Below are 22,520 nucleotides of genomic sequence, written 5' to 3'. Positions count from 1 at the left end.
TTGAGCCATAGAACTTAACCTTGACTAATACAAATATTACAACAATGGCAGATCGTTTAGTGGTTTTATCAGATATTTGGGGTGCTAAAAAAGGCATGTGGATTACCTCTTACCTCGGTTATTTACAACAATATTTTGACATCGTTTATTATGACAGCCATCAACTGGCAGATATAGATGTAGTAGACTATACACCGGAAGAAGTAACCAAAGCACTTCAGGAAGGTGGTATGGATACAGCAATTAGACAATTGCTAATGAAAGAAACAGTTCCCAGTCATTATTTAAGTTTTTGCTGTGGCGGGTTGATAGCATGGAAAGCTGCTTTGAAAGGACTTCCAATGAAGTCTTTGTATGCGGTTTCACCTTTGAATGTACATTTGGAGACCGAAAGGCCCGAAGTACCCGTTACCTTACTCTATGGTGAAAATCAGTTTGACAGACCATCAAAAGCATGGGCAGATCATATGAATGTTCCTGTAGAAGTAGTACCTAAGTTTGGTCGCGATTTGTACACTGACGAGAAAATTATCGGGAAAGTATCTCTGAATATTCTGGAAAGTATGCTCAAAAAGCAATACGCAGGCCTATGATACGGCCTTTAACTTCTTAACTCTTTCGTGAGACAATTTATTTTCGGCATAAGGTTTGGTTACCTTAAAGTCTTTTTCCTCACTACTGGGTAGTTCAAACATGGCATCTGTAAACACAGCCTCACACAAAGAGCGAAGACCTCTTGCGCCTAATTTATATTCAATTGCTTGGTCTACTATATAATCTAAAGCTTGTTCGGTAATTTTAAAACTAATGCCGTCCATGGCAAATAGTTTCTCATATTGTTTAATTATTGCATTTTTTGGCTCTGTAAGGATGGCCCTTAGCGTCTTCTTGTCCAAAGGATTCATATGCGTCAGTACCGGAAGTCTCCCAATAATTTCAGGAATTAATCCAAATTCCTTTAAATCTTTTGGAATAATGTATTGTAGCACATTGGTATTATCCAGGCTTTCTTCCATTTTGGAGGCACTATAACCAATAGCCTGCATATTTAACCGCTTGGTGATTATACGTTCAATACCGTCAAAGGCCCCTCCTGCAATAAAAAGAATGTTTTCTGTATTGACTTCAATAAACTTCTGATCCGGATGCTTTCTCCCTCCTTTTGGAGGTACATTCACCACAGTTCCTTCTAACAATTTAAGTAGTCCCTGTTGCACTCCTTCACCCGAAACATCACGGGTAATAGAAGGATTGTCGCTCTTTCGGGCAATTTTATCCAACTCATCTATAAAAACAATGCCTCTTTCTGCTTTTTCAAGATTATAATCTGCCGCCTGCAATAAACGGGTCAGGATGCTTTCTACATCTTCGCCTACATAACCGGCTTCTGTTAATACAGTGGCATCCACAATGGCTAAAGGAACGTTTAGCATACGGGATATGGTTTTTGCCATCAGGGTTTTACCGGTTCCGGTTTGCCCAACCATAACTATATTGCTTTTTTGAATTTCTATATCGTCCTCCTTGGAAGTGGGTTGAAGCAGTCTTTTGTAATGATTATAGACCGCTACGGACAATACTTTTTTGGTGCGTTCCTGCCCAATGACAAATGTATCCAGGAAACCCTTAATTTCTATGGGTTTTTTAAGAATGAGTTCAGAAGAAAGATCATCGTTTTTGGATTGGCGAGATTCTTCAGCTACAATACCATGTGCCTGTTCAATACACCTGTCGCATATATGCGCATCAAGACCTGCAATCAATAGATTGGTCTCTGGCTTTTTTCTCCCGCAAAAAGAACATTCTAAATTTTCCTTAGCCATAATCAGCGTAAACTTACATTAACTATAACGAATCTTTTCCCGTTTTGGTTTATATCCCGCCCATAGCACTGTCTGCCATGGGGTTTTGTCGGAATTAATCTTTATCCCTTTCTAAAATTTCATCAATCATGCCATATTTCAAGGCTTCGTCTGCTTTCATCCAATAATCCCGGTCACTATCGTCATATACCTTGTCGTATTTTTGACCGGAATGTTTGGAAATAATTTGATATAATTCCTCTTTAATTTTTATCACCTCTTTTGCGGCAATTTCAATATCACTCGCCTGCCCCTGAGCCCCAGACATTGGCTGGTGAATCATTACCCGGCTATGAGTTAAACCGCTTCGCTTCCCAGCTTCCCCGGCACAAAGGAGTACAGCAGCCATAGAAGCAGCCATCCCCGTGCAAATAGTAGCCACGTCAGGTTTTATAAACTGCATGGTGTCATAAATTCCCAAACCAGCGTAAACACTGCCACCAGGGGAGTTGATATAAATCTGTATGTCTTTTGATGAATCTGCGCTGGCCAGGAACAATAACTGCGCCTGAACAATATTGGCCACCTGATCATTAATGCCCGTGCCCAGAAAAATGATTCTGTCCATCATTAGCCTGGAAAAAACATCCATGGCAATAGCGTTCAGTTGACGCTCTTCAATAATATTAGGAGTCATATTAACCGGGTACATACTGCTGATCACCTGATCGTAATACATGCTGTTAATACCTTGGTCCTTTGTTGCAAAATTTTTGAATTCTTTTCCGTAATCCATAGGGTTGAGTACTGTATTTTTAGTCAAAAAAAAGGTGCCGAAATGAACGCTTTCGGCACCGTAAAGATACTTAATTTAGTGAGACTATAATTTCAAAATCCATTTTTGGTATTTTCAAAATCTGCATTTATAAATGTAGCCTTGCATGCCAAGACAACATCTTCTTGCAATGTCTGGTTTTGTTTTTCTTTAATGCCTTATCCGTAAACTTCTTTTACAAAGTTTTCGTAGGTGACTTCTTTTGTTTTGAGATTTGCTTTCTCTTTATAAAGATCCAGTAATTTTTGGCTCATCAACTGTTCCGACAATCGCTTTACTTCATCCTGGTTGCTCATAACCCTCATAGCAATATTTTCCAATTCTTCCTCTGCAGGATTCATCTGTCCGTATTGGGCCATTTGAGTTTTAATAAAGTTTTTGGCAAAATCTTTAAGCTCATCAAATTGAATCTCAATGTTGTTGTCCTTCATAATTTTGCCTTCTATCAATTGATAGCGCAATCCTTTTTCGGACTTCTCGTATTCATCGTTAGCTTCTTCTTCCGTCAGCGGTTTTTCACCGGTCATTTGAATCCATTTTTTTAGGAATTCTGTCGGGAGATCAAACTTTACACTTTCAATCAGGCGTTCAGTAACGTCATTGAGCAATTTCTGATCTGCTTGTTGCTCAAATTGCTTCTCAGAATCTTCCTTGATTTTATTCTTGAGCTCAGCTTCTGAAGAGACCACATCTTTCCCAAAAAGTTTATCAAAAAATTCCTGGTCCAGTGCTGCAAGTTCGCGCTGGTTTATTTCTTCGATTGTAAAATCTACTTTGATGTTTAATTTCTCGGTTTTATCTCTGGCTATACCTAAGGCACTTGAGAGTAAGAAGTCTTCCTTAAAAAGCCCCTTAGTACTTAGACTAATGGTATCTCCTACTTTTTTGCCTTTTAAAGCTTCCTGAGCTTTCTTGCTTTTAATTTTATCCAGTTCAACGATGGTCTTGTTTTCTATTTCTTCGGCTTCATTTTTAAAAATGCCGTTCAACTCATCGTCTTTACCAACTTCAGATTTGTTGATTAACTTTCCATACTGCTTTCTAAAACGCTCTACCTGTTCTTCGATCATTTTTTTGTCGGCGATGATCTTGTATCTGGTTATAGCTTTTTTAGTTTTTAATGGCACCTCAAATTCCGGCGCAAGTCCCAATTCGAATTCAAATGCCAGTTCTTCAGCATCCCAGTTAAAATCGTCTTGTTGTTTAGGAAGTGGATTTCCCAGAACGTCTAACTTTTCTTCTGTGAGGTACTTGTTAAGGTTGTCCTGGAGAAGTTTATTAACTTCATCTACCAGTACGGCTTTCCCGTACTGCTTTTTAATTAACCCCATGGGTACCTGACCCTTTCTGAACCCAGGAATATTGGCCTGCTTTCTGTAATCTTTTAGAATTTTGGAAACTTTATCCTCGTAGTCTTCTTTGGTAATGGCAACTTTAACGACTGCGTTTAATTCGTCTATTTGCTCCTTGGTAATATTCATACTTCTTTTTTTTAAACTCCTTAAATGGTATCTCCGGAATTTGAGTTTATCCGATTAAGGAACTTATTTTCATTTGCTTAACTAATGTTCCTACTTCATTTTTTGGCCTAAACCATTTGCATTTCCCATCTGTAAAATAAGGAGGCAAAAGTACTATAATTTATGTAGTTCGACAAGTTTTTGATCGAAGGTCTTTTGATAACTTGTTTAGTTCTTCTTGTCTTCTTTGAGAAAGGAAAAAAGTATCGATTGAAGAAATGACAATAACAGGCTAAAAAGCAAGGCCCACCAAATACCATTTACCTCGAAACCACCTATGAGTTCGCTGGCCAGCAGAATTATTATCGCATTAATAATCAGCAGAAAAAGCCCAAATGTTATGATGGTTACGGGCAGCGTTAAAATAATAAGTATGGGTTTAACAATAAAATTTAAAAGGCTTAAAACAAGGGCAACAATTATTGCGCTGATATAAGATTCTACCGTAACATTGGGAAGCACATTTGCAAGAATTAAAACAGCAAGGGCAGTAAGCAGTATTCTAAGAATAAATTTCATTGGTTTTTGGTATTACATTAAGGGAACTATAATTATAAATTTAGCTAAAATCTCGCCTTTTAGTGCACGGCACATAAAATATTTTTTAACTAGATAGGAGACCCATTGGTAAAAAACGCCAATGATTTTTCAAAAAATTGCCTGGGATTCTCTGCATGCAACCAATGCCCCGCATTGTCTATTGTCCCAATTTCAGCGGCAGGAAAATGCCTTTTAATAACAGCGTGGTCGTCCGGAGATATATATTCTGATCTGTCTCCTCTTAAAAAAAGTGTCGGCCCATTAAAACTATCTGTATTTCCAATATTTTCGCCTATTTCCTCCATCTTGTCTTTAAGGACTTCCAGATTGCATCTAAATCCAAGTTTACCTTGCTCTACCCAGTACAGGTTTTTAAGTAAAAACTGTCGTATTCCAGGATCGGAAAGGTAAGTGGCAAGCAGGGTATCTGCCTCTGTTCTTGATTTAATGTCTTCTATGGGTAGTGCCGTAAGGGCGCTAAGTATTTCATGGTGGTGCGGGGGGTAATATTTGGGTGCAATATCTGCTACCAGGAGTTTTTTCACTAAATGCGGATATTCACAGGCAAATTGCATGGCCGTTTTACCCCCTAGTGAATGTCCCAGTATATTAACGGCATCCAACTCATGGGTATCTATATATTTTGCAATATCCGCGGCCAGAACATCGTAATTGAAATCGGGTGACCAGAAACTTTTCCCATGGTTGCGCTGATCTACCAGATGCACTTCAAATTCTTTTTGAGCATACTGATTGCCCAATGTCTTCCAATTGTCTGACATTCCCAGAAAACCGTGTAAGATAATAAGAGGGGACCCTTCTCCTATTACTTTTGAGTGTAGTTCCATCCCTATCTTAATTTATGCAGATACATATTAACAACATTTTCCAAGCCCAGATATATGGCCTCGCAAATAAGGGCATGCCCAATTGATACTTCCAATAAATGAGGGATGTTCTCTTTGAAATAACGGATGTTATCCAGACTTAAATCGTGCCCGGCATTGATGCCCAGTCCAAGTTCATGGGCCTTTTTGGCAGCTGCAATGAAAGGCTGGAGACCTTCCTTTTTGCCAGTGGCAAAATCTGCGGCATAAGATTCGGTATATAGTTCTATTCTGTCTGTTCCGGTGTCTGCGGCACCTTCAACCATTTTTTCATCGGCATCAACAAAAATTGATGTCCGTATCCCCTGGCTTTTAAATCTGCTGATGACGTCTTTAAGAAATTCTTTATGGCCAATGGTATCCCATCCTGCATTAGAAGTAATGGCATCAACCGCGTCTGGTACCAATGTCACCTGAGTAGGTTTCACCTCAGTTACCAGTTCTATAAAGTCGGGAATTGGATTACCTTCTATATTGTACTCCGTATACACCACTTTTTTCAGATCTCGCGCATCCTGATAACGAATATGTCTTTCATCCGGACGGGGATGGATGGTAATACCATCGGCTCCAAATTCCTGAATGTCTTTGGCAACCTTTATAAGATTTGGAAAATTGCCCCCTCTTGCATTTCTAAGGGTGGCAATTTTATTGATATTCACGCTAAGTTTGGTCATACAAACGATTTGATTTTCATTACAGCGCAAAAATACAAATTAGGCATGCCTTTTGATATTTAAAATTACTAATTTGCGATATATAAATAATATATGAGATTAGCTGATCACATAATCAATGATTTACCTGTTTTCGGCCTGCAAGACAGGCTGAAAGATGTTATTGATTTTTTTCAGAATACTACATTTTCTCATGTAGCAGTTGTTGAACAGAACAGTTTCCTTGGATTATTAGCCGAGAATGATCTAGAAATCTTTGAAGGCGATAAGAAAATTGAAGATTACAGATATAATCTTGAAGTTTTCATGGTAAAAAAGAATTCCGGATGGTTAGATGTCCTTGAAGCTTTCGCCAGAAATGAGGCCAATCTGATCCCGGTGCTTGACAAGGAAGACGCGGTAGTAGGATATTATGACCTTACTGATTTGGTTGGTTTATTTATCGACATACCATTTTTTAAGGAACCCGGAGGGATTCTTGTAATAGCCAAGGCAAAAAAAGACTATTCGTTCAGCGAAATTGCGCAGATAGTTGAGAGTAATAACACTAAGCTATTAGGTGCTTTTATGACCGATTCTCGCGATGACGTGGTGCAGGTAACCTTGAAAATTGGCCCTGAAAATATGAATGAGGTTGTTCAGACTTTCAGGAGATACAACTACAATATACTGTTTGGTAACATGGATGATCAATTCCTTGAGAATCTGAAACAGCGATCTAACTACCTGGACAAATACCTTAATGTTTAGGGCCTATGAAAATTGCAATCTACGGTCAGACCTATCAGGAAAATGCACTGGATTATGTGGAAGAATTACTAGACGAGCTAAAAAGTCTTTCCGCCCAGGTAGCCATTGAAAAGAACTTTTGTGAGGTCTTGTTTTCGGAAGAGCGGCAGAGAGATTTTCAAACATTTACCCTTGAAGAGGGACTTGATTCTACCTTCGATATGATGGTTAGTTTTGGCGGGGATGGTACAATTCTCAGGGCGGTTACTTATATAGGCGATCTCGGGATTCCTGTAGTTGGGGTAAATACAGGAAGGCTTGGATTTTTATCCACTTTTAAAAAGGAGGATGTCAGAAAAGTAATTCAGGAATTTGTCGCCGGAGAGTTTAAGATCGTTGAACGAAGTCTGGTGTCTGTTTATACAGAAGGAGATATTCCTGAATTTGGGGAATTGAATTTTGCACTAAACGAGGTAACGGTAAGCAGAAAAGAGACTACCTCGATGATTACAGTAGAGACCTACCTTAATGATGAGTATTTAACCTCTTACTGGTCTGATGGCCTGATAGTATCAACACCTACGGGTTCTACAGGGTATTCTTTAAGTTGCGGAGGGCCGGTAATTACACCTACCGCTAAATCTCTGGTGATTACTCCAATTGCACCACATAATCTCAATGCCAGGCCACTGGTGATCTCAGATAATACAGAAATACGTTTAAAGGTTACCGGACGGGAGGAAAATCATCTTGTTTCCCTTGATTCCAGAATAGCGAGTCTTGAAAATGGGAAAGAAATTATAATCAAAAAGGCAGGTTTTACCATTAAAATGATAGAATATACTTCTCAGAGTTTTCTCAAAACCATTCGCAACAAATTATTATGGGGAGAAGACCGGCGTAATTGAAGCCCGGCCAAAGCAATAAATACCGACAAAAGCTGTTTTATGAAAGGAGAACAGGGATGTAACCATTGGGCAACCCAATATCCATGTGTTATATTTGCAAACTTTTGGAATTTATGAGGAAATTTATTGTCATTGCTCTTTTGTGTCTTTCCACACAACTGCATTCTCAGACCTATGAAATAGGGCTATTTGGGGGTGGAGCAAATAACATAGGTGACGTTGGTCGTACCAATTTTATTCTCCCTTCTGGTTTGGCCTTTGGCGGGATATTTAAGTGGAACAAAAGCAAGCGATATGCCTGGCGGGCATCCGTAATTTATGGAAAATTCACGGCTGATGATGCCAAATCCGACATCTCATCAAGGCAACAGAGAGGATATGTTATGGATAATTCGGTTTTTGAAACTTCGCTTGGACTCGAATTTAACTTCGTAGAATACAATCTGCATAAACTGGGACCAGCTTTTACGCCCTATTTATATACCGGACTTACCTATTTCCGGTATGGTTTTAACTATTTTGATGCGGGGCAGCTACAGGATATAGATCAAAAAGACGGGGCATTTGCCATTCCCATGACGGTAGGTGCAAAAGCAAGAATAAATCAATTTCTTATACTTGGGGCTGAAATAGGGGCCAGGTATACCTTTACGGATAACCTTGATGCCAGTAATCCTGTGGGATCAAATTTTGAACCTTTTAGGTTTGGAAATATTTTTAGTGATGATTGGTATGTTTTTTCAGGAATAACCTTAACTTATACCTTTGGCAGAAAGCCTTGTTCAGATTGTTTTGAGTAATACCTATTATGTACACATTTGAAGAATTAAAAAAGGGTGCCCTTCCCAAACATCTGGCCATAATAATGGATGGAAACGGAAGGTGGGCCAAACAACGAGGTAAATTAAGGGTTTTTGGGCACGAGAATGGCGTTAAGGCAGTACGTGAAACCGTGGAAAATTGTGCCAAATTAGGGATAGATTGCCTTACGCTATACGCCTTTTCCACAGAAAATTGGAACCGCCCGAAACTTGAAGTTGATACACTGATGCGCCTTTTAGTAGCATCTCTCAAAAAGGAACTTAAAACTTTAAATAAGAATAATATCCGCCTCAATGCGATAGGCAATATTTCTTCTTTGCCAAAAAAAGCACATAAAGAGCTATTGGAAGTCATTGAAAAGACCGGCAAAAATACGGGTATGACTTTAACCCTTGCCCTGAGTTACGGCGCTAGAGAAGAACTGAAAACTGCCGTACAGCAAATATGTGCCAAAGTTAAAAATAATATAATTTCTCCTGAAAATATTGATGAAACCATTATAAATAACCATCTTTACACGCAAAATTTGCCAGACGTAGACTTGCTCATCCGTACCAGTGGAGAACATCGGATCAGCAATTTTTTACTTTGGCAGATAGCCTATGCCGAATTATATTTTATTGATGTATTTTGGCCCGATTTTAGCGAGCAACATTTGGTAGAGGCTATCATCAATTACCAGAACAGAGAACGAAGATTTGGAAAAACTAGCGAACAACTCAACTAGCGATATGAAAAGGTTCATATCTCTTGAACCACTTTTTACACTTTTACTCCTCTTTTTTACCGTATTTACCTTTGCTCAGGATATTTCCTTGGAGAATGGTAAAAAGTATATTCTGGGCGGATTGGAAGTTACCGGGCTGCAGAGTTATAATGAACAGACAGTAAAGACCTATACAGGATTAAGAGTAGGACAACCCATTACTGTTCCCGGAGACCAGTTGAGTGCTGTTATTAAGAAATTGTGGGGTCTTGAACTTTTTAGTGATATAGAATTCTATTACACCAAAATTGAAGGTGAAAACATATTTCTGGAACTCAGTATCAGAGAAAGACCTACACTGTCTAAAGTGACAATTTACGGCGTCAAAAACAGAAAGGTAGACGATATTATAAAGGATACCGACCTCAAAAAAGGTAAAAAGATTACCGAGAGTCTTATTGCAAATACCAAGAATTACCTTCAAAATAAATATAAAAAACAGGGATATTTAAATGCAAAGGTTAATATAGCTACTGCTGTAGACACCTCGGGGACCAATGCTCAGAGCATGGTTATCAATGTTAAAAAGGGAGATAAGGTTAAAATACACAACATTGGCTTTGAAGGCAATGAACAACTATCTGATAAGAAATTACGCAAATCACTTAAGAATACGAAGAAGAAACGCCTTGGTCGTTTCTGGAAGAAGTCCAAATACATCCAGGACGATTATCAGGAAGACCTTTCTTCTTTGATAGACAAGTATGCAGAAAATGGATACAGGGATGCCAGAGTAATTTCTGATACTATTATTAACGTAGATGATAATAATATTGATGTAAATATAAAAGTAGAGGAAGGCAACAAATATTATTTTGGGGATATAAATTTTGTGGGTAATGCAGTCTATACTGATAACCAACTTACTCAGAAACTGGGCATTAGAAAAGGAGCCACTTATAATGGCGTATTGCTTAGAAAGCGAATTGCGGACGATTCTAAACCGGACGGTGATGACCTGACTAACCTTTATCAGAATAATGGCTATTTGTTTTCACAAATTAATCCTGTTGAGGTATCAGCACAAAATGATACCATTAACTTTGAGATCCGCATAATTGAAGGTAAAGAGACCTTTTTAAACAACGTTACGGTTGCCGGAAATGATAAAACCAATGACCATGTGGTATTCCGCGAATTGCGCACCAGACCAGGACAGCGCTATAGTAAAGATAACATTATCCGAAGCGTCAGGGAACTGGGTCAGTTGGGCTTTTTTGATGCAGAACAAATAAAACCAGATATTCAGAATCCTAATCCCAATGAAGGTACCGTTGACCTTGCCTATAGTTTAGTAGAATCTGGTGCCAGTCAGATAGAATTGCAGGGAGGTTATGGAGGAGGTGGATTTATAGGTACCCTTGGGCTGTCTTTTAGTAATTTTTCTATTCAGAATTTATTTAATGGCGAGGCTTATAAACCCGTCCCCATGGGTGATGGCCAGACCTTTGCACTGCGACTTCAGGCAAGTAGAACCTTCCGTGTCTACAGTCTTAATTTTTCAGAACCCTGGCTGGGTGGTAAAAAACCGGTTAGGTTTAATTTATCGCTTTCCAGAACGCAGCAATTCCTCGCTTCTTTTAGCAACAGGGGTAGGATAGAAGTGAACAAAGATCAACAATTCTCTATCACAGGGGTATCAGTTGGTTTGGCAAAAAGGGTGCAATGGCCAGATGATTTCTTTACCATTTCGCATTCCCTGAGCTACCAGTTATACGATTTTAAAAATTATAGAACCGGCCTGTTTAATTTTGGAAATGGTCAGTCTAATTCCCTGGCGTATACATTTGGTGTATCCAGAAGTTCCGCCGGACCGGGGAGAATTTATCCCATTACGGGTTCTATTTTTGAGGTGACTGCCAAATTTACTCCGCCCTATTCCTTATTTAGTGATAAGGATTTTGCGGGCTTAAAGGAAAGAAGTGAAGAGCTGAATGCCTTACAGTTAGAACGGGGACAACAAGGGCAGACCCTGACTACGGAGGAAAGAAATGAACTGGAAGCGGTAGATCAGGAAAGATTTAAATGGCTGGAATATTATAAAGTTAAATTCAAAGGTGATTGGTATACGCGACTAGTTGAAAAATTAGTATTGCGTACAAATGTGGAATTTGGATTTTTAGGGAATTATAACAGTGATGTCGGGAAAGTACCGTTCGAACGATTTTTTCTAGGGGGAGACGGACTTGGTAGAAACTTTACCCTTGATGGCAGGGAAACCATACAATTAAGGGGTTATGAGAACAATTCATTAACTCCTGTAGACCCGCTAACCGGGCAACAAGAAGGGGGAATAGTATACAATAAGTACTCTATGGAACTGAGATATCCGCTTACTTTAAAGCCCTCAGCCTCTATTTATGGGTTAGTATTTGCTGAAGCTGGGAACTCTTTCAACAATTTTCAGGACTTTAATCCGTTTCAACTTAAACGATCGGCCGGAGTGGGACTGCGCATATTTATGCCAGCCTTTGGTCTTTTGGGAATCGACTTTGGTTATGGGTTCGATGAGGACCTCAGACCGCAGTCTGCTGGTAACGGGCCCAGTGGATGGCAAACGCACTTCATTATTGGGCAACAGTTCTAATCAAAGCTAAATTTCCATAAGGTACAATTAAGGTAAACCACTCATTTTAAAAGTTTTAGTAATTTTGGCACGATATTTTCTATGTAAAAAACGAATTTGAGATGAAGACAAAAGTTCTTACAGTATTGGCCATTGTGTTTATTACTACTATGGCGTTTTCACAACGCGGCGTTAGAATTGGGTACGTAGACATGGAGTATATCCTGGAAAATGTGGAGGAATACAGAGACGCAAGTGAGCAATTGGATAATAAAGTGCAGAGATGGAAGGTGGAGATAGAACAGAAAGCCAGTGTGGTAGAGCAGATGAAGAAAGACCTTATGGCAGAAAAAGTACTCTTAACCGATGAGTTAATTGCCGAAAGAGAAGAAGAAATCCAGATACTGGAAAAGGAAATGTTAGACTATCAGCAGGATAGGTTTGGGCCTCAGGGCGATTTGGTAATGCAGAAACGACTGTTGATTCAGCCTATACAAGATCAGGTTTTTAATGAAGTGCAACAGATAGGAGCCAATAAAAAGTATGATTTTATTTTTGATAAATCTGCGGATGTCGTAATGTTGTACTCCCAAAAAAGACACGATATTAGCGAATTGGTCTTAAGAGGAATTGCAAGAACAAGAAAAGTTAGCAAATCGAACAAAAGAGAAAGGGAGAAAAGCAGGCTGGAAGAATTCAAAAATGCCGAGGAAAATGAGGAAGTCAGCGAGGCGCTAAAGGAAAGACAAGATAGGGCTAAGCAAGCTCAGGAGACAAGATTAAAGTCGGCCGAAGAAAAAAGAGCAGAGCAGCTTAAACTAAGGGAAGAAAGAAAGAAAGCATATGAAGCGCGGCGGCAGAAGCTTTTAGATGAGCGTGAAGCAAAGAGAAAAGCAAAAGAAGACGCAAGGAAAAAAGATACGGAAGGAGAAGATACCGGAAACTAAATATTAACACAAAAGATAACACTCAAAAAGTAAATTCAGAAATCATGAAACAATTTAAAAAAGTAGCCATTGTAATCGTTTTATTTATCGCAGCTACAGGTTTTGTTAATGCGCAGAGCAAAGTTGCCCATATTGACGTTACAGCTTTACTGGCCGAAATGCCGGAAATGAAGGCCGCGCAGGCAGAATTAAAAAAATTACAGGAAACATATAGGGCGGATATTGAGAGTTCTATGACCGAACTTAAAAATAAGTATACTCAGTATTCCAATGAGGCCACTGCTAAGACGGAGGAAGAAAATCAAAAAAGAGCTCAGGAATTGCAAGGTTTCGAAAAAAATATTGGTGAGGCGCAGCAGGCAGCTCAGCAAGAACTCGCAAAGAAACAAGGAGAATTATTTGAACCTATTTCAAAGAAAGCCATCGCTGCCATTGAAAAAGTGGCTGCAGCCCAGGGATATGATTATGTGGTGGATGCTACTCCAGGAAGCGGCGTAATAGTAGCCAAAGGTCCGGATCTCTTGGTAGAGGTTAAGAAAGAATTAGGATTCTAAGAAAAATATACCTTATCATCTTTAAAAACCGTCCACCTTTTGGCAGACGGTTTTTTTTATTATTACTATTGTATAAACAAAAAGCAAACGCGGACAATGCAGCAAGGTCCAATTGGCATCTTTGATTCAGGAGTAGGCGGCACTTCTATATGGAGAGAAATTAACAGGCTGCTTCCTTCAGAAAACTCCATCTACCTGGCAGACAGCAAAAATGCACCCTATGGAGAAAAATCGGCCAGTGAGATAATACAGTTAAGTGCAAAGAATGCAGATTTGTTAATTGAAAAAGGATGTAAATTAATAGTGGTAGCCTGTAATACTGCCACTACCAATGCCATTGACTATTTGAGGGAGAACTACCCGCTGCCCTTCATTGGAATAGAACCTGCCATTAAGCCTGCGGCACTTAATTCCAAATCTAAAACAATTGGTGTTCTTGCCACTAAAGGGACATTAACCAGCGAACTTTTTAGTAAAACAGCCAAAGATCATGCGGCAAATATTAAAGTGGTGGAACAGGAAGGCAAAGGCTTGGTTAGCCTCATAGAGTCCGGGGCAATTAATGACAAGGCAACTGAGGATATATTAAAGAGTTACTTAAAGCCAATGATAGCTGCCGATATAGATCATTTGGTCTTAGGGTGTACTCATTATCCCTACCTGATACCGATATTGAGGAAATTATTGCCAGAGCAAGTCAGGATCATAGACTGCGGAGAAGCTGTAGCCCGACAAACTAAGAAAGTATTGCAGGAAAACAATCTTCTGAATACTTCCGCAGCAGCTGTTAAACACCAGTTTTATTCTAACAACAATCCGGAGATTCTGAGTTATTTCCTAAAAGATTTAGAAACAGCTATTGAAGTTGAGTATCTGGATTTTTAAATTTAATATAAGGGGACTACTCGCTTTTTCTGGTATAGGTCAGGTAGGTAAAATCAAATGCATGCTTCTCATCCCTGGGATGAAATTCCTCGCTTTGCAAAACCCAATCTTGTTCGGGAATATCTGGAAAATAAGTATCTGCTTCAAAAGTACTATGTACTCTGGTAATCTCTAATTTATTGGCGTATTTCATTCCCAGGGTGTATATCTCACCTCCTCCTATAATAAAACAAAGTGGGTCTTGTTTGGCTTGTTCTAGTGCCGCTTCTAAAGAATGCACAACCATACAATCCGGATGATCAGGATCATAGCTTTGATCCCGTGTGATAATTATATGTCTTCGGTTGGGTAGGGGTTTTGGAAAACTTTCAAAGGTTTTTCTGCCCATGATGATTTTATGACCAGTAGTAAGGGCCTTAAATCGCTTGAAATCATCAGGTAAATGCCATATCAGATCGTTCTCGCGGCCAATGGCGTTGTCCTCCCCAATGGCGGCTATCATACAAATAGTACCCATCAGCTTTTTTTTTTATTAATATTAGAAAGTGGGAAATCTGTCTCAATCTCTTTTTGTATTTCCGCGATTCTGTCTTTCTGTAGCTGCACTAATTTTTCCCTTTGCCTTCTTTCCCAGTCCTTCCCAAGGAATTTTTTTGTAATCAGGACATTTATCGCATGCAGTACAAATAGAAATGTCCAAAGTGTGATTGCCCAAATGAACCAGTCGTACTCTTCTCCATACTTTAAGAACTTATTGATCACAAACAAAAAAAGACTGCCAACTAAATAGACAATTAAATGGAAAAAAAGTCGCTTCTTCTGAACTATACGCCTGTGGGCATGTTCTAGCAGCTCGTGTTGTTCGGTAGCTATTTTGGTTGCTTTTTTACTACTTGAAACCATGTTAATGGGTATCTTTAACAACAAAGATAAAGCAAAAACATCCGGATAACCAGATAGACTAATATTAAGCTTATGCAAGGTGTCAGAAAACAATTTCCAGCGCTAACCCATTCAATTTATGCCAATACAGCTGCCACAGGGTTATTGAGCCAATCCCTGGTAGAATGGCGTCAGGAACACGATTTGGATTATTTGGTAGGGGGCAGTGATGCCAAGATGGAGCAAATGGAGATTATTTCTACTACCAGAGCAACTATTGGGAATTTTTTTAGTTGTCCGGCCCCATCTATTGCCCTTGTGCAGAATTTCTCCTTAGGGTTGAATATGTTGTTAGAAGGCCTGGAAAAGAGCAGCAGAATATTGCTTGTTGAAAATGATTATCCATCAGTGAACTGGCCCTTCGAAAGTAGGGGATTCCAAATTACTTTTGCCAAACTAGACCAGGATCTGGAACAGCATATCTGGGAGAAAATAGCAAGTGAGCAAATAGATGTCCTTGCACTTAGTTTGGTACAATGGTTAAACGGAATTAAAATAGAGCTCGATTTTCTGAAGAAACTCAAGGAAAATTTCCCGGATCTTTTAATTATTGCTGATGGCACGCAGTTCTGCGGCGCGTATGATTTTAATTTTGCATCTTCCGGAATAGACATTTTAGGTGCAAGTGGGTATAAATGGCTATTAAGTGGTTTTGGAAACGGATTTATGCTTTTTAAGGAGGAGATTCAAAATAAATTAAAGCTTTATACAACCGGTTATAATTCTTCTGGGATTAATATCGAAAAGAAAGACAGTTTTAGATTTGCCAAACATTTTGAACCAGGGCATCTGGATACACTTAACTTTGGTAGTCTCAACTTTGCGTTAGAATATTTACATCAGATCGGCATTCACGATATAGAAGCACACAACAAACTCTTAATGCAGAAAGCAAAGAAAGAATTTGCAAGCCTGGGCCTTTTGAGCAACGATGTATTAAATAGAGATGACCATAGTACTATATTTAATATCAAGGTAAATCAGCATACTTTTAGTCTTTTAACAGAACATAATGTAGTCTGCTCTCAGCGTGGTGAAGGAATTCGCCTGAGTTTTCATCTATATAATACCCCGGCTGAAATTGACCAAATTTCAGAAATATTAAAAAAATCTATGTAGATTTTTCTTACCCTAATAAATAACAGCATTTTTTGAGAGAATGAATTATTTACATTCTGTATTTTACCAAATTGATAAATCGTACTTAACTTATTGTCTTTTAGTTGTTTTATATGTTGCTTTGCACTTTCAATCTTAAAAATTAGTAAATCATGGCAATAGCAAAACAGTATCTTAAAACAAAACCGGTATGTAAAGTAACTTTTACAGTACCTGCAGAAGAAGCAAAAAAGGTAGCCGTAGTTGGCGATTTCAATAACTGGAATCCAAAAGGCAGTCTTTTGAAAAAACTAAAAAACGGAAACTTTAAAGGAACTTTTGATCTTCCAAAGGAAAGTACTTTTGAGTTCAAGTATTTAGTTGATGGTAATTATGTTAACGAATCAGAAGCTGATCGTTACCAGTGGAACGACTATGCCGGGTCAGAAAACCCAGTTTTAGAGTTATAGTCTTTAACACCTTATTGAAGGCCGGGCTTGTTTTATACAATGCCCGGTTTTTTTATTTCTATTCTACTACCTCAACACCTTTCCAAAAAGCAACTCTTCCTTTAATCCCTTTTGCAAGTTCGCTTACTTCCGGATAGTACCAGGCTGCATCACTATTGATTTGCCCATCTACTTCAAGAGAGTAATAGGAGGCCACCCCTTTCCATGGACAAGTAGTGTGTGAGCTACTTTCCTTAAAATATTCCGACTTAATGCTTTCTGCAGGAAAATAATGATTGTTTTCAATAACTATGGTATCATCGCTCTCTGCCAGGACGGTATTATTCCAAATTGCTTTCATATCTTTTTGCTAAAAATGTAGTTTTTATAATAATTTTTAAAATCACTGTACTCCGCATCGATCTTAAGACCGGCTTGTTCCGCTAACCAGGAGACGATTTCATCGTCATACTTCTGAGATATTTCCATATGAATACTCTCCCATTTCCTGAATGCAACTTCAAGACCAAGAGCGCCGATATTCACAGTATGTGCCGTTTTAGCCACTAGATAGCTTTTAGCTGTACCGCTCTCCGGATCGTAAACCTCCCAGTGAAGAAATTTATCAAGATCAAAATTGGCGCCGAGTTCCCTATTGATTCTCGTCAGGATATTTTTATTAAAGGCTTCCGTAATACCCGTAGCATCGTTATAGGCATCCAAAATGGTTTGAGGATTCTTTTTTTGGTCAAAGCCCACAAACAGTAAATCCTCTTCCTCCATCAGTTCCTGAATATTTCTTAAAAATACTATAGCCTGCTCGTGCAGTAAATTTCCAATATTTGATCCCAGGAATAGAATTACCTTTTTAGTATGCTCCAGCGAATTGAGTTGATCTAAAACTTCAAAATAAGTGCCTTGTAGCGGTTTTATGCTTACCGCAGGTAACTCCTTTTTTATAGCGGCTTGCAGTTTATCAAGAGCGTTCTGACTGATGTCTATAGGAACATAATTAAAAGTCACGGCTGTCCGGGACAATTGCTCCAATAGAATTTTGGTCTTCTTCCCATCACCAGCGCCGAGTTCTACCAAATCAAATTGTTCTCCACCTTTCGAAAACCAGTTGGTAATTACCTCCTTGTGATTATTCAGAATATCGTATTCCGAATTTGTCAGGTAATACTCCGGCATGTTCATGATATCCTGAAACAGCTTGTCTCCGTTAGCATCATAAAAATATTGAGACGATAAATGCTTGGGAAAATCGGTAATACCCTTATACACGTCTTCTTCGAATTTGCTCTTAAAAGTGGTAGAAATATGCTCTTGCATGCTTTTTTGTCGCGATTAACGGGCTAACCTTAACCCTGTGAACTGCCATCTTAAATTTGGATGAAAAAAATTGCGGTAGGTGGGTCTTGTATGATTTTTTGGAGTGGCTATTGAACCACCTCGCAGCACTTTCTGATTCACCATAAATTTGCCGTTATATTCCCCCAGTGCACCGGCTGCTTTTTTGTAATCAGGGTAAGGGAGATATGCACTTTCTGTCCATTCCCAGCGCTTACCCCAGCTGAACGAATCCTGTGCTGCTTCCCATTCAAATTCTGTAGGGAGCCTGAGGCCCATCCATTGGGAAAAGGCAAAAGCTTCAAAATAGGAAATATGAGTTACCGGGCTTTCATGGGCTATTTTGGTTAAGCCGCCCAAGGTATAGTGCTGCCATTGCCCATCTATCTTATGCCAGTATAAAGGAGCGCTTATTTGATTGGCGTTAACCCAATCCCAGCCTTCTGCATGCCACAATTCAAAATTCTTGTATCCCTTATCCTCAATAAATTTTATGTATTCCGCATTGGTAACAAGTTTATTTGAGATGTCGTAGGTCTGTAAATACACTTTATGCCGACCGAGTTCATTATCATAACAGAATTCATCAGAATTGTGCCCTATGTCGTAAACCCCCTCAGGTACGGAAATCCATTCTGCCCGATGATCATCTATGGCGTGCTCTTCAGGAAAGTCAGTGTATTTAGGTAAAAGTGGATTATTGCCAAGTATGTATTTGATGTCTGTAAGCAATAGCTCCTGGTGCTGTTTTTCGTGATGAATCCCGATTTCAAGTAGTTTTGATAGTTCCGAATCATTGTTAACCGCAAATAAATCTTTGATTTGTTGGGTAACATATGCCCGGTATTCATATACCTCTTTTACCCCAGGGCGAGACAGGTTACCCCGATCTGCCCGGATCACTCTTTTACCCACCGTTTCATAGTAACTGTTAAATACAAAGGAGAAGTCCGTACTGAACTGTTTGTACCCTTTCGCATGAGGTTTAAGGATAAACTCTTCAAAAAACCACGTACTATGTCCCAAATGCCATTTGGGCGGAGAGACATCCACTACCGGTTGTACCACATAATCTTCTATCTCCAGGGGAGAACAAATATCCTCGGTATGTTGGCGGGTTTCCAGAAAAAAATCCAGAAGGGTGGTGGTAAGAATCATTATAGCAACTTTAGACTAAAGATAACCAATAATAATTCTTTTAGGAGTTAAAATCCCGCACTTCTTACTCTTATACAGCTACTACACCTTTAATATGGGGATGGGGATTGTAGTTCTGTAAACTGAAATCATCAAATGTAAAATCCAAAATATCAGTAATTTCAGGGTTGAGGACCATCCTGGGTAAAGGTCTGGGCGCTCTGCTTAATTGCAATTCTATTTGCTCCATATGGTTGTTGTAGATGTGGGCATCCCCGAAGGTGTGAATAAAATCACCCGGAGCATAACCACATACCTGCGCCATCATCATGGTAAACAAGGCGTAGGAGGCGATATTAAAAGGCACTCCCAGAAACGCGTCGGCACTTCGTTGGTACAACTGGCAAGATAATTTACCATCTGCCACATAAAACTGAAAAAAGGCATGGCAAGGAGGAAGCGCAGCCTTCCCGTTAGAAACATTTTCGGCGAAAGAAACAGAGGTGTCGGGCAGAACACTCGGGTTCCATGCAGAAACAATCATTCTTCTGCTATCCGGGTTGGTTTTAAGGGTGTTAATCACCCCTTTAATCTGATCTATCTCATCCCCGTTCCAATTGCGCCATTGGTAGCCATAAACAGGTCCCAGATCTCCATTATCATCTGCCCATTCGTTCCATATTCGCACACCGTTTTCCTGTAAGTAACTAATATTGGTATCACCCTTTAGAAACCAGAGGAGCTCATGAATTATAGACTTTAAGTGTAGTTTCTTGGTGGTCACCATGGGGAACCCTTCTGAAAGATCGAACCGCATTTGATATCCAAAAACACTTTTTGTTCCTGTTCCTGTTCTATCGCTCTTTACGTTGCCGTGTTCAAGAACGTGTTTTAGCAAGTCGTGGTATTGTTTCATTTTATTTACACTATCTGATGTCAAAAATAGTTAAAGAAGAATAGATTTTTTTTTACAGATATCAAAACTTATCAACGAACTAGCCTAATATCATCCCGGCAATTGTCGCTGAAAGCAAGGAGGCAAGGGTGCCTCCTAAAACGGCCTTCATTCCAAACTCGGAAAGTACTTTTCTTTGTCCGGGGGCAAGAGACCCTATGCCGCCTATTTGAATGCCTATTGAAGCAAAATTGGCAAACCCACAAAGCATATAAGTAGCCATGATGATAGATTTGTTAAATGAAAAATGAGTGGCACTCATTACATTCTTTAATTCTGCTAACTGGATATAGCCCACAAATTCGCTTGCGGCCAATTTTATACCCAGTAACTGTCCCATGAGCATTATGTCCTCAGAATTAACGCCAATAAGCCACATTAAAGGGGCAAAGACAACGCCCAGAACAGCTTCTAAGGAAAATTGTTCATATGCCGTATTTGCTGCAATCCATTCATTTAAGGAAGTAAAATCTCCTACCCATCCAAGGATACCATTTATCATCGCTATAAAGGCTACAAAAACTAATAGCATGGCACCTACATTAACTGCCAATCTTAATCCTTCCGTAGTTCCGTTAGCAATGGCATCCAGGATATTAGCACCTATTTTTTCTGTAGATACATTTACATTGGTATTTACAGCTTCGGTCTGAGGATAAAGAATTTTAGATACCACAATTGCACCTGGTGCGGCCATTACCGATGCGGCTAACAAATGTTTTGCAAACTGCAGGCGCAACACAGGATCATCTCCACCCAGGAAGCCAATATAAGCTGCAAGTACGGCCCCTGCCACTGTAGCCATGCCACCTATCATAACCAGAAGTATTTCGGACTTTGTCATTTTTTCCAGGTAGGCTTTTATTAACAAAGGGGCTTCGGTTTGTCCCAGGAAAATATTACCGGCAACGCTTAAACTCTCTGCTCCGGAAATTCCGAGTGCTTTAGATAATAACCAGGCAAGTGCTTTTACCACTTTCTGAATAATACCGAGATAAAAAAGTACTGAGGTCAATGCCGAAAAGAAAATTATTGTTGGTAGTACCTGAAAGGCAAAAATGTATCCAAATGTATCCATGTCTACCACCAGTCCTTCGAATAAGAACTTGCTACCTGCACGGGTAAAATCCAGAATGCTTACAAAAATCTTCCCAAGACCTTCAAAAATGGCCTGTATAAACGGGATTTTTAATACCCCAATGGCAATGAGCAACTGAACCAAAAGACCTATGGCGGTTGTTCTCCAATTAATAGCTTTCCTGTTTGCGCTGAAAAGAACGGCAAGCAGTATCAATACTCCCATCCCAAGAAGGCCACGCCATAAGGTGTTTAATGAAAACCCCTGATTTGGAATAATCTCCAATTGTTGGCTTTCAATATCGTTAATTGTTGTGGTATCTACAGACGGGATAATAGTGTCTTGTGCAAAGGTCGGAAAGCTTAACAGCAACATAAAAAATAACACCAAGACTCCGTATCGCATAGAAATGATGCTATATTATCAATTACGTTTGGAAATTTCATCCCTTAATTTTGCTGCCTTTTCGTAGTCTTCGTTCGCCACAGCTTTATCTAATTCTTTGTGCAACTCGTCTAAACTAAGCTCCTTATAAGGTGCGGCAGAGCCAGAATCTATTTCAACGGTTTCTCCTTCCTGCAGAATTTCATCTACAACAATACTGTCATCCCCTTCTTCTTTGTCTTTGTCTTTGGAAGAGAACTTCAGGAAAATACCGGCTTTGTCAAGAATAGTTTTATAGGTAAAGATGGGCGCATCAAATCTTAGTGCAAGGGCAATGGCATCACTGGTACGGGCATCAACAATTTCCTCAATTTTGTCACGCTCACAAATAATGCTCGAATAAAATACCCCGTCCACTAATTTATGGATAATGACCTGTTTAACCACTATATCAAAGCGGTCCGAAAAATTCTTAAATAAGTCGTGCGTAAGAGGGCGTGGAGGTTTTATTTCCTTTTCCAGAGCAATAGCTATGGATTGGGCTTCGAAGGCTCCAATAACTATAGGTAATTTTCTGTCACCATCAACTTCATTCAGAATTAGAGCGTACGCACCATTCTGTGTTTGACTATAGGATATTCCTTTTATTTTTAATCGTACTAAGCTCATAAATTTGTAGAAACCGCATT

Annotated in this window: 25 protein-coding genes; 11 read left to right on the top strand and 14 right to left on the bottom strand. The window is 39.3% G+C overall.

Translation table 11 applies throughout. The features are described 5' to 3' along the window. The first annotated feature begins 44 nt into the window (after positions 1–44). The gene (locus tag J1G40_RS07820) at positions 45–593 is read left to right on the top strand and encodes a hypothetical protein (protein WP_265242063.1); all 549 of its coding nucleotides are present in this window, start codon (positions 45–47) and stop codon (positions 591–593) included. On the opposite strand, the gene clpX is transcribed toward J1G40_RS07820, so the two are convergent. The 6 genes from clpX to J1G40_RS07790 form a co-directional block, all read right to left on the bottom strand. Beyond that, positions 588–1,823, bottom strand: a complete 1,236-nt coding sequence (gene clpX, locus J1G40_RS07815; RefSeq protein ID WP_265242062.1) for an ATP-dependent Clp protease ATP-binding subunit ClpX — start codon at positions 1,821–1,823, stop codon at positions 588–590. The two genes, J1G40_RS07820 and clpX, sit on opposite strands and share 6 nt — an antisense overlap. Before the next feature lie 94 nt (positions 1,824–1,917). Further along, positions 1,918–2,598, bottom strand: a complete 681-nt coding sequence (gene clpP / locus J1G40_RS07810; protein ID WP_265242061.1) for an ATP-dependent Clp endopeptidase proteolytic subunit ClpP — start codon at positions 2,596–2,598, stop codon at positions 1,918–1,920. A gap of 197 nt (positions 2,599–2,795) precedes the next feature. After that, positions 2,796–4,118, bottom strand: coding sequence for a trigger factor (gene tig / locus J1G40_RS07805; RefSeq protein WP_265242060.1), 1,323 nt, complete (start codon positions 4,116–4,118; stop codon positions 2,796–2,798). A gap of 207 nt (positions 4,119–4,325) precedes the next feature. Beyond that, positions 4,326–4,676 (bottom strand): phage holin family protein, encoded by a 351-nt coding sequence (locus tag J1G40_RS07800; RefSeq protein WP_265242059.1) that lies wholly within the window; start codon positions 4,674–4,676, stop codon positions 4,326–4,328. Between the two features lie 89 nt (positions 4,677–4,765). Next, the gene (locus J1G40_RS07795; protein ID WP_265242058.1) at positions 4,766–5,545 is read right to left on the bottom strand and encodes an alpha/beta fold hydrolase; all 780 of its coding nucleotides are present in this window, start codon (positions 5,543–5,545) and stop codon (positions 4,766–4,768) included. A 2-nt stretch (positions 5,546–5,547) separates the two neighbouring features. After that, positions 5,548–6,261 carry a pyridoxine 5'-phosphate synthase gene (locus tag J1G40_RS07790; protein WP_265242057.1) on the bottom strand — a complete coding sequence of 238 codons (714 nt, stop codon included), beginning with the start codon at positions 6,259–6,261 and terminating at the stop codon, positions 5,548–5,550. Positions 6,262–6,354: 93 nt separating this feature from the next. Here J1G40_RS07790 and J1G40_RS07785 point away from each other — a divergent pair, with 93 nt between their 5' ends. From J1G40_RS07785 to murI, 8 genes are all read left to right on the top strand, one after another. Further along, positions 6,355–7,011 carry an acetoin utilization protein acuB gene (locus J1G40_RS07785; RefSeq protein WP_265242056.1) on the top strand — a complete coding sequence of 219 codons (657 nt, stop codon included), beginning with the start codon at positions 6,355–6,357 and terminating at the stop codon, positions 7,009–7,011. 5 nt (positions 7,012–7,016) lie between these two features. After that, positions 7,017–7,898 (top strand): NAD kinase, encoded by an 882-nt coding sequence (locus tag J1G40_RS07780; protein WP_265242055.1) that lies wholly within the window; start codon positions 7,017–7,019, stop codon positions 7,896–7,898. 113 nt (positions 7,899–8,011) lie between these two features. Further along, positions 8,012–8,698 (top strand): DUF6089 family protein, encoded by a 687-nt coding sequence (locus J1G40_RS07775; RefSeq protein WP_265242054.1) that lies wholly within the window; start codon positions 8,012–8,014, stop codon positions 8,696–8,698. Positions 8,699–8,706: 8 nt separating this feature from the next. Then, entirely contained in the window at positions 8,707–9,447 is a 741-nt protein-coding gene (locus J1G40_RS07770; RefSeq protein ID WP_265242053.1) for an isoprenyl transferase, read from the top strand. Between the two features lie 4 nt (positions 9,448–9,451). After that, positions 9,452–12,073 carry an outer membrane protein assembly factor gene (locus J1G40_RS07765; protein WP_265242052.1) on the top strand — a complete coding sequence of 874 codons (2,622 nt, stop codon included), beginning with the start codon at positions 9,452–9,454 and terminating at the stop codon, positions 12,071–12,073. 101 nt (positions 12,074–12,174) lie between these two features. After that, positions 12,175–12,999 (top strand): OmpH family outer membrane protein, encoded by an 825-nt coding sequence (locus J1G40_RS07760; RefSeq protein ID WP_265242051.1) that lies wholly within the window; start codon positions 12,175–12,177, stop codon positions 12,997–12,999. A gap of 44 nt (positions 13,000–13,043) precedes the next feature. Continuing rightward, complete coding sequence (locus J1G40_RS07755; protein ID WP_265242050.1) at positions 13,044–13,553, top strand: OmpH family outer membrane protein; 510 nt, start codon at positions 13,044–13,046, stop codon at positions 13,551–13,553. A gap of 96 nt (positions 13,554–13,649) precedes the next feature. Then, the gene (gene murI / locus J1G40_RS07750) at positions 13,650–14,438 is read left to right on the top strand and encodes a glutamate racemase (protein ID WP_265242049.1); all 789 of its coding nucleotides are present in this window, start codon (positions 13,650–13,652) and stop codon (positions 14,436–14,438) included. 16 nt (positions 14,439–14,454) lie between these two features. Here the strand turns inward: murI and J1G40_RS07745 are convergent, their stop codons facing one another. Both J1G40_RS07745 and J1G40_RS07740 read right to left on the bottom strand, forming a co-directional pair. Next, positions 14,455–14,955, bottom strand: coding sequence for a dihydrofolate reductase (locus J1G40_RS07745; RefSeq protein ID WP_265242048.1), 501 nt, complete (start codon positions 14,953–14,955; stop codon positions 14,455–14,457). After that, the gene (locus J1G40_RS07740) at positions 14,955–15,341 is read right to left on the bottom strand and encodes a 2TM domain-containing protein (RefSeq protein ID WP_265242047.1); all 387 of its coding nucleotides are present in this window, start codon (positions 15,339–15,341) and stop codon (positions 14,955–14,957) included. Before J1G40_RS07740 ends, J1G40_RS07745 begins: the two co-directional genes overlap by 1 nt. Positions 15,342–15,413: 72 nt before the next feature. On the opposite strand from J1G40_RS07740, the gene J1G40_RS07735 reads away from it, so the two are divergent. Both J1G40_RS07735 and J1G40_RS07730 read left to right on the top strand, forming a co-directional pair. Continuing rightward, on the top strand, positions 15,414–16,499 hold the full coding sequence (locus J1G40_RS07735; RefSeq protein ID WP_265242046.1) for an aminotransferase class V-fold PLP-dependent enzyme: 1,086 nt from the start codon (positions 15,414–15,416) through the stop codon (positions 16,497–16,499). A gap of 152 nt (positions 16,500–16,651) precedes the next feature. Next, entirely contained in the window at positions 16,652–16,948 is a 297-nt protein-coding gene (locus J1G40_RS07730; RefSeq protein WP_265242045.1) for an isoamylase early set domain-containing protein, read from the top strand. A gap of 58 nt (positions 16,949–17,006) precedes the next feature. Here the strand turns inward: J1G40_RS07730 and J1G40_RS07725 are convergent, their stop codons facing one another. The 6 genes from J1G40_RS07725 to J1G40_RS07700 form a co-directional block, all read right to left on the bottom strand. Next, positions 17,007–17,288, bottom strand: a complete 282-nt coding sequence (locus J1G40_RS07725) for a DUF427 domain-containing protein (protein ID WP_265242044.1) — start codon at positions 17,286–17,288, stop codon at positions 17,007–17,009. Continuing rightward, positions 17,285–18,259 (bottom strand): L-histidine N(alpha)-methyltransferase, encoded by a 975-nt coding sequence (locus tag J1G40_RS07720; RefSeq protein ID WP_265242043.1) that lies wholly within the window; start codon positions 18,257–18,259, stop codon positions 17,285–17,287. The genes J1G40_RS07725 and J1G40_RS07720 overlap by 4 nt, the downstream gene beginning before the upstream one ends. A 15-nt stretch (positions 18,260–18,274) precedes the next feature. After that, a complete protein-coding gene (egtB, locus tag J1G40_RS07715) occupies positions 18,275–19,435 on the bottom strand; it encodes an ergothioneine biosynthesis protein EgtB (protein WP_265242042.1) in 1,161 nt (386 codons plus the stop codon). Between the two features lie 70 nt (positions 19,436–19,505). Beyond that, the gene (locus J1G40_RS07710) at positions 19,506–20,330 is read right to left on the bottom strand and encodes a thymidylate synthase (RefSeq protein ID WP_265242041.1); all 825 of its coding nucleotides are present in this window, start codon (positions 20,328–20,330) and stop codon (positions 19,506–19,508) included. A gap of 79 nt (positions 20,331–20,409) precedes the next feature. Then, complete coding sequence (locus J1G40_RS07705; protein ID WP_265242040.1) at positions 20,410–21,852, bottom strand: NupC/NupG family nucleoside CNT transporter; 1,443 nt, start codon at positions 21,850–21,852, stop codon at positions 20,410–20,412. Between the two features lie 18 nt (positions 21,853–21,870). Further along, on the bottom strand, positions 21,871–22,500 hold the full coding sequence (locus J1G40_RS07700) for a bifunctional nuclease family protein (RefSeq protein WP_265242039.1): 630 nt from the start codon (positions 22,498–22,500) through the stop codon (positions 21,871–21,873). Between the last annotated feature and the right edge of the window lie 20 nt (positions 22,501–22,520).

The organism is Muriicola sp. Z0-33 (genome assembly GCF_026126425.1).
In the GTDB taxonomy this organism is placed as follows: Bacteria; Bacteroidota; Bacteroidia; order Flavobacteriales; family Flavobacteriaceae; genus JAFMPW01.
This window is presented reverse-complemented; position numbering and strand designations above follow the sequence as displayed.

What these genes read in the sequence shown, in the direction of transcription:
- clpX (WP_265242062.1), bottom strand. Translation starts at nt 1,823, where the DNA reads ATGGCTAAGGAAAATTTAGAATGTTCTTTTTGCGGGAGAAAAAAGCCA.
- J1G40_RS07800 (WP_265242059.1), bottom strand. Translation starts at nt 4,676, where the DNA reads ATGAAATTTATTCTTAGAATACTGCTTACTGCCCTTGCTGTTTTAATT.
- J1G40_RS07760 (WP_265242051.1), top strand. Translation starts at nt 12,175, where the DNA reads ATGAAGACAAAAGTTCTTACAGTATTGGCCATTGTGTTTATTACTACT.
- J1G40_RS07720 (WP_265242043.1), bottom strand. Translation starts at nt 18,259, where the DNA reads ATGCAAGAGCATATTTCTACCACTTTTAAGAGCAAATTCGAAGAAGAC.
- clpP (WP_265242061.1), bottom strand. Translation starts at nt 2,598, where the DNA reads ATGGATTACGGAAAAGAATTCAAAAATTTTGCAACAAAGGACCAAGGT.
- J1G40_RS07730 (WP_265242045.1), top strand. Translation starts at nt 16,652, where the DNA reads ATGGCAATAGCAAAACAGTATCTTAAAACAAAACCGGTATGTAAAGTA.
- J1G40_RS07790 (WP_265242057.1), bottom strand. Translation starts at nt 6,261, where the DNA reads ATGACCAAACTTAGCGTGAATATCAATAAAATTGCCACCCTTAGAAAT.
- J1G40_RS07770 (WP_265242053.1), top strand. Translation starts at nt 8,707, where the DNA reads ATGTACACATTTGAAGAATTAAAAAAGGGTGCCCTTCCCAAACATCTG.
- J1G40_RS07775 (WP_265242054.1), top strand. Translation starts at nt 8,012, where the DNA reads ATGAGGAAATTTATTGTCATTGCTCTTTTGTGTCTTTCCACACAACTG.
- J1G40_RS07745 (WP_265242048.1), bottom strand. Translation starts at nt 14,955, where the DNA reads ATGGGTACTATTTGTATGATAGCCGCCATTGGGGAGGACAACGCCATT.
- J1G40_RS07780 (WP_265242055.1), top strand. Translation starts at nt 7,017, where the DNA reads ATGAAAATTGCAATCTACGGTCAGACCTATCAGGAAAATGCACTGGAT.
- J1G40_RS07765 (WP_265242052.1), top strand. Translation starts at nt 9,452, where the DNA reads ATGAAAAGGTTCATATCTCTTGAACCACTTTTTACACTTTTACTCCTC.
- J1G40_RS07740 (WP_265242047.1), bottom strand. Translation starts at nt 15,341, where the DNA reads ATGGTTTCAAGTAGTAAAAAAGCAACCAAAATAGCTACCGAACAACAC.
- murI (WP_265242049.1), top strand. Translation starts at nt 13,650, where the DNA reads ATGCAGCAAGGTCCAATTGGCATCTTTGATTCAGGAGTAGGCGGCACT.
- J1G40_RS07820 (WP_265242063.1), top strand. Translation starts at nt 45, where the DNA reads ATGGCAGATCGTTTAGTGGTTTTATCAGATATTTGGGGTGCTAAAAAA.
- egtB (WP_265242042.1), bottom strand. Translation starts at nt 19,435, where the DNA reads ATGATTCTTACCACCACCCTTCTGGATTTTTTTCTGGAAACCCGCCAA.
- J1G40_RS07700 (WP_265242039.1), bottom strand. Translation starts at nt 22,500, where the DNA reads ATGAGCTTAGTACGATTAAAAATAAAAGGAATATCCTATAGTCAAACA.
- J1G40_RS07705 (WP_265242040.1), bottom strand. Translation starts at nt 21,852, where the DNA reads ATGCGATACGGAGTCTTGGTGTTATTTTTTATGTTGCTGTTAAGCTTT.
- J1G40_RS07785 (WP_265242056.1), top strand. Translation starts at nt 6,355, where the DNA reads ATGAGATTAGCTGATCACATAATCAATGATTTACCTGTTTTCGGCCTG.
- J1G40_RS07795 (WP_265242058.1), bottom strand. Translation starts at nt 5,545, where the DNA reads ATGGAACTACACTCAAAAGTAATAGGAGAAGGGTCCCCTCTTATTATC.
- tig (WP_265242060.1), bottom strand. Translation starts at nt 4,118, where the DNA reads ATGAATATTACCAAGGAGCAAATAGACGAATTAAACGCAGTCGTTAAA.
- J1G40_RS07710 (WP_265242041.1), bottom strand. Translation starts at nt 20,330, where the DNA reads ATGAAACAATACCACGACTTGCTAAAACACGTTCTTGAACACGGCAAC.
- J1G40_RS07755 (WP_265242050.1), top strand. Translation starts at nt 13,044, where the DNA reads ATGAAACAATTTAAAAAAGTAGCCATTGTAATCGTTTTATTTATCGCA.
- J1G40_RS07735 (WP_265242046.1), top strand. Translation starts at nt 15,414, where the DNA reads ATGCAAGGTGTCAGAAAACAATTTCCAGCGCTAACCCATTCAATTTAT.
- J1G40_RS07725 (WP_265242044.1), bottom strand. Translation starts at nt 17,288, where the DNA reads ATGAAAGCAATTTGGAATAATACCGTCCTGGCAGAGAGCGATGATACC.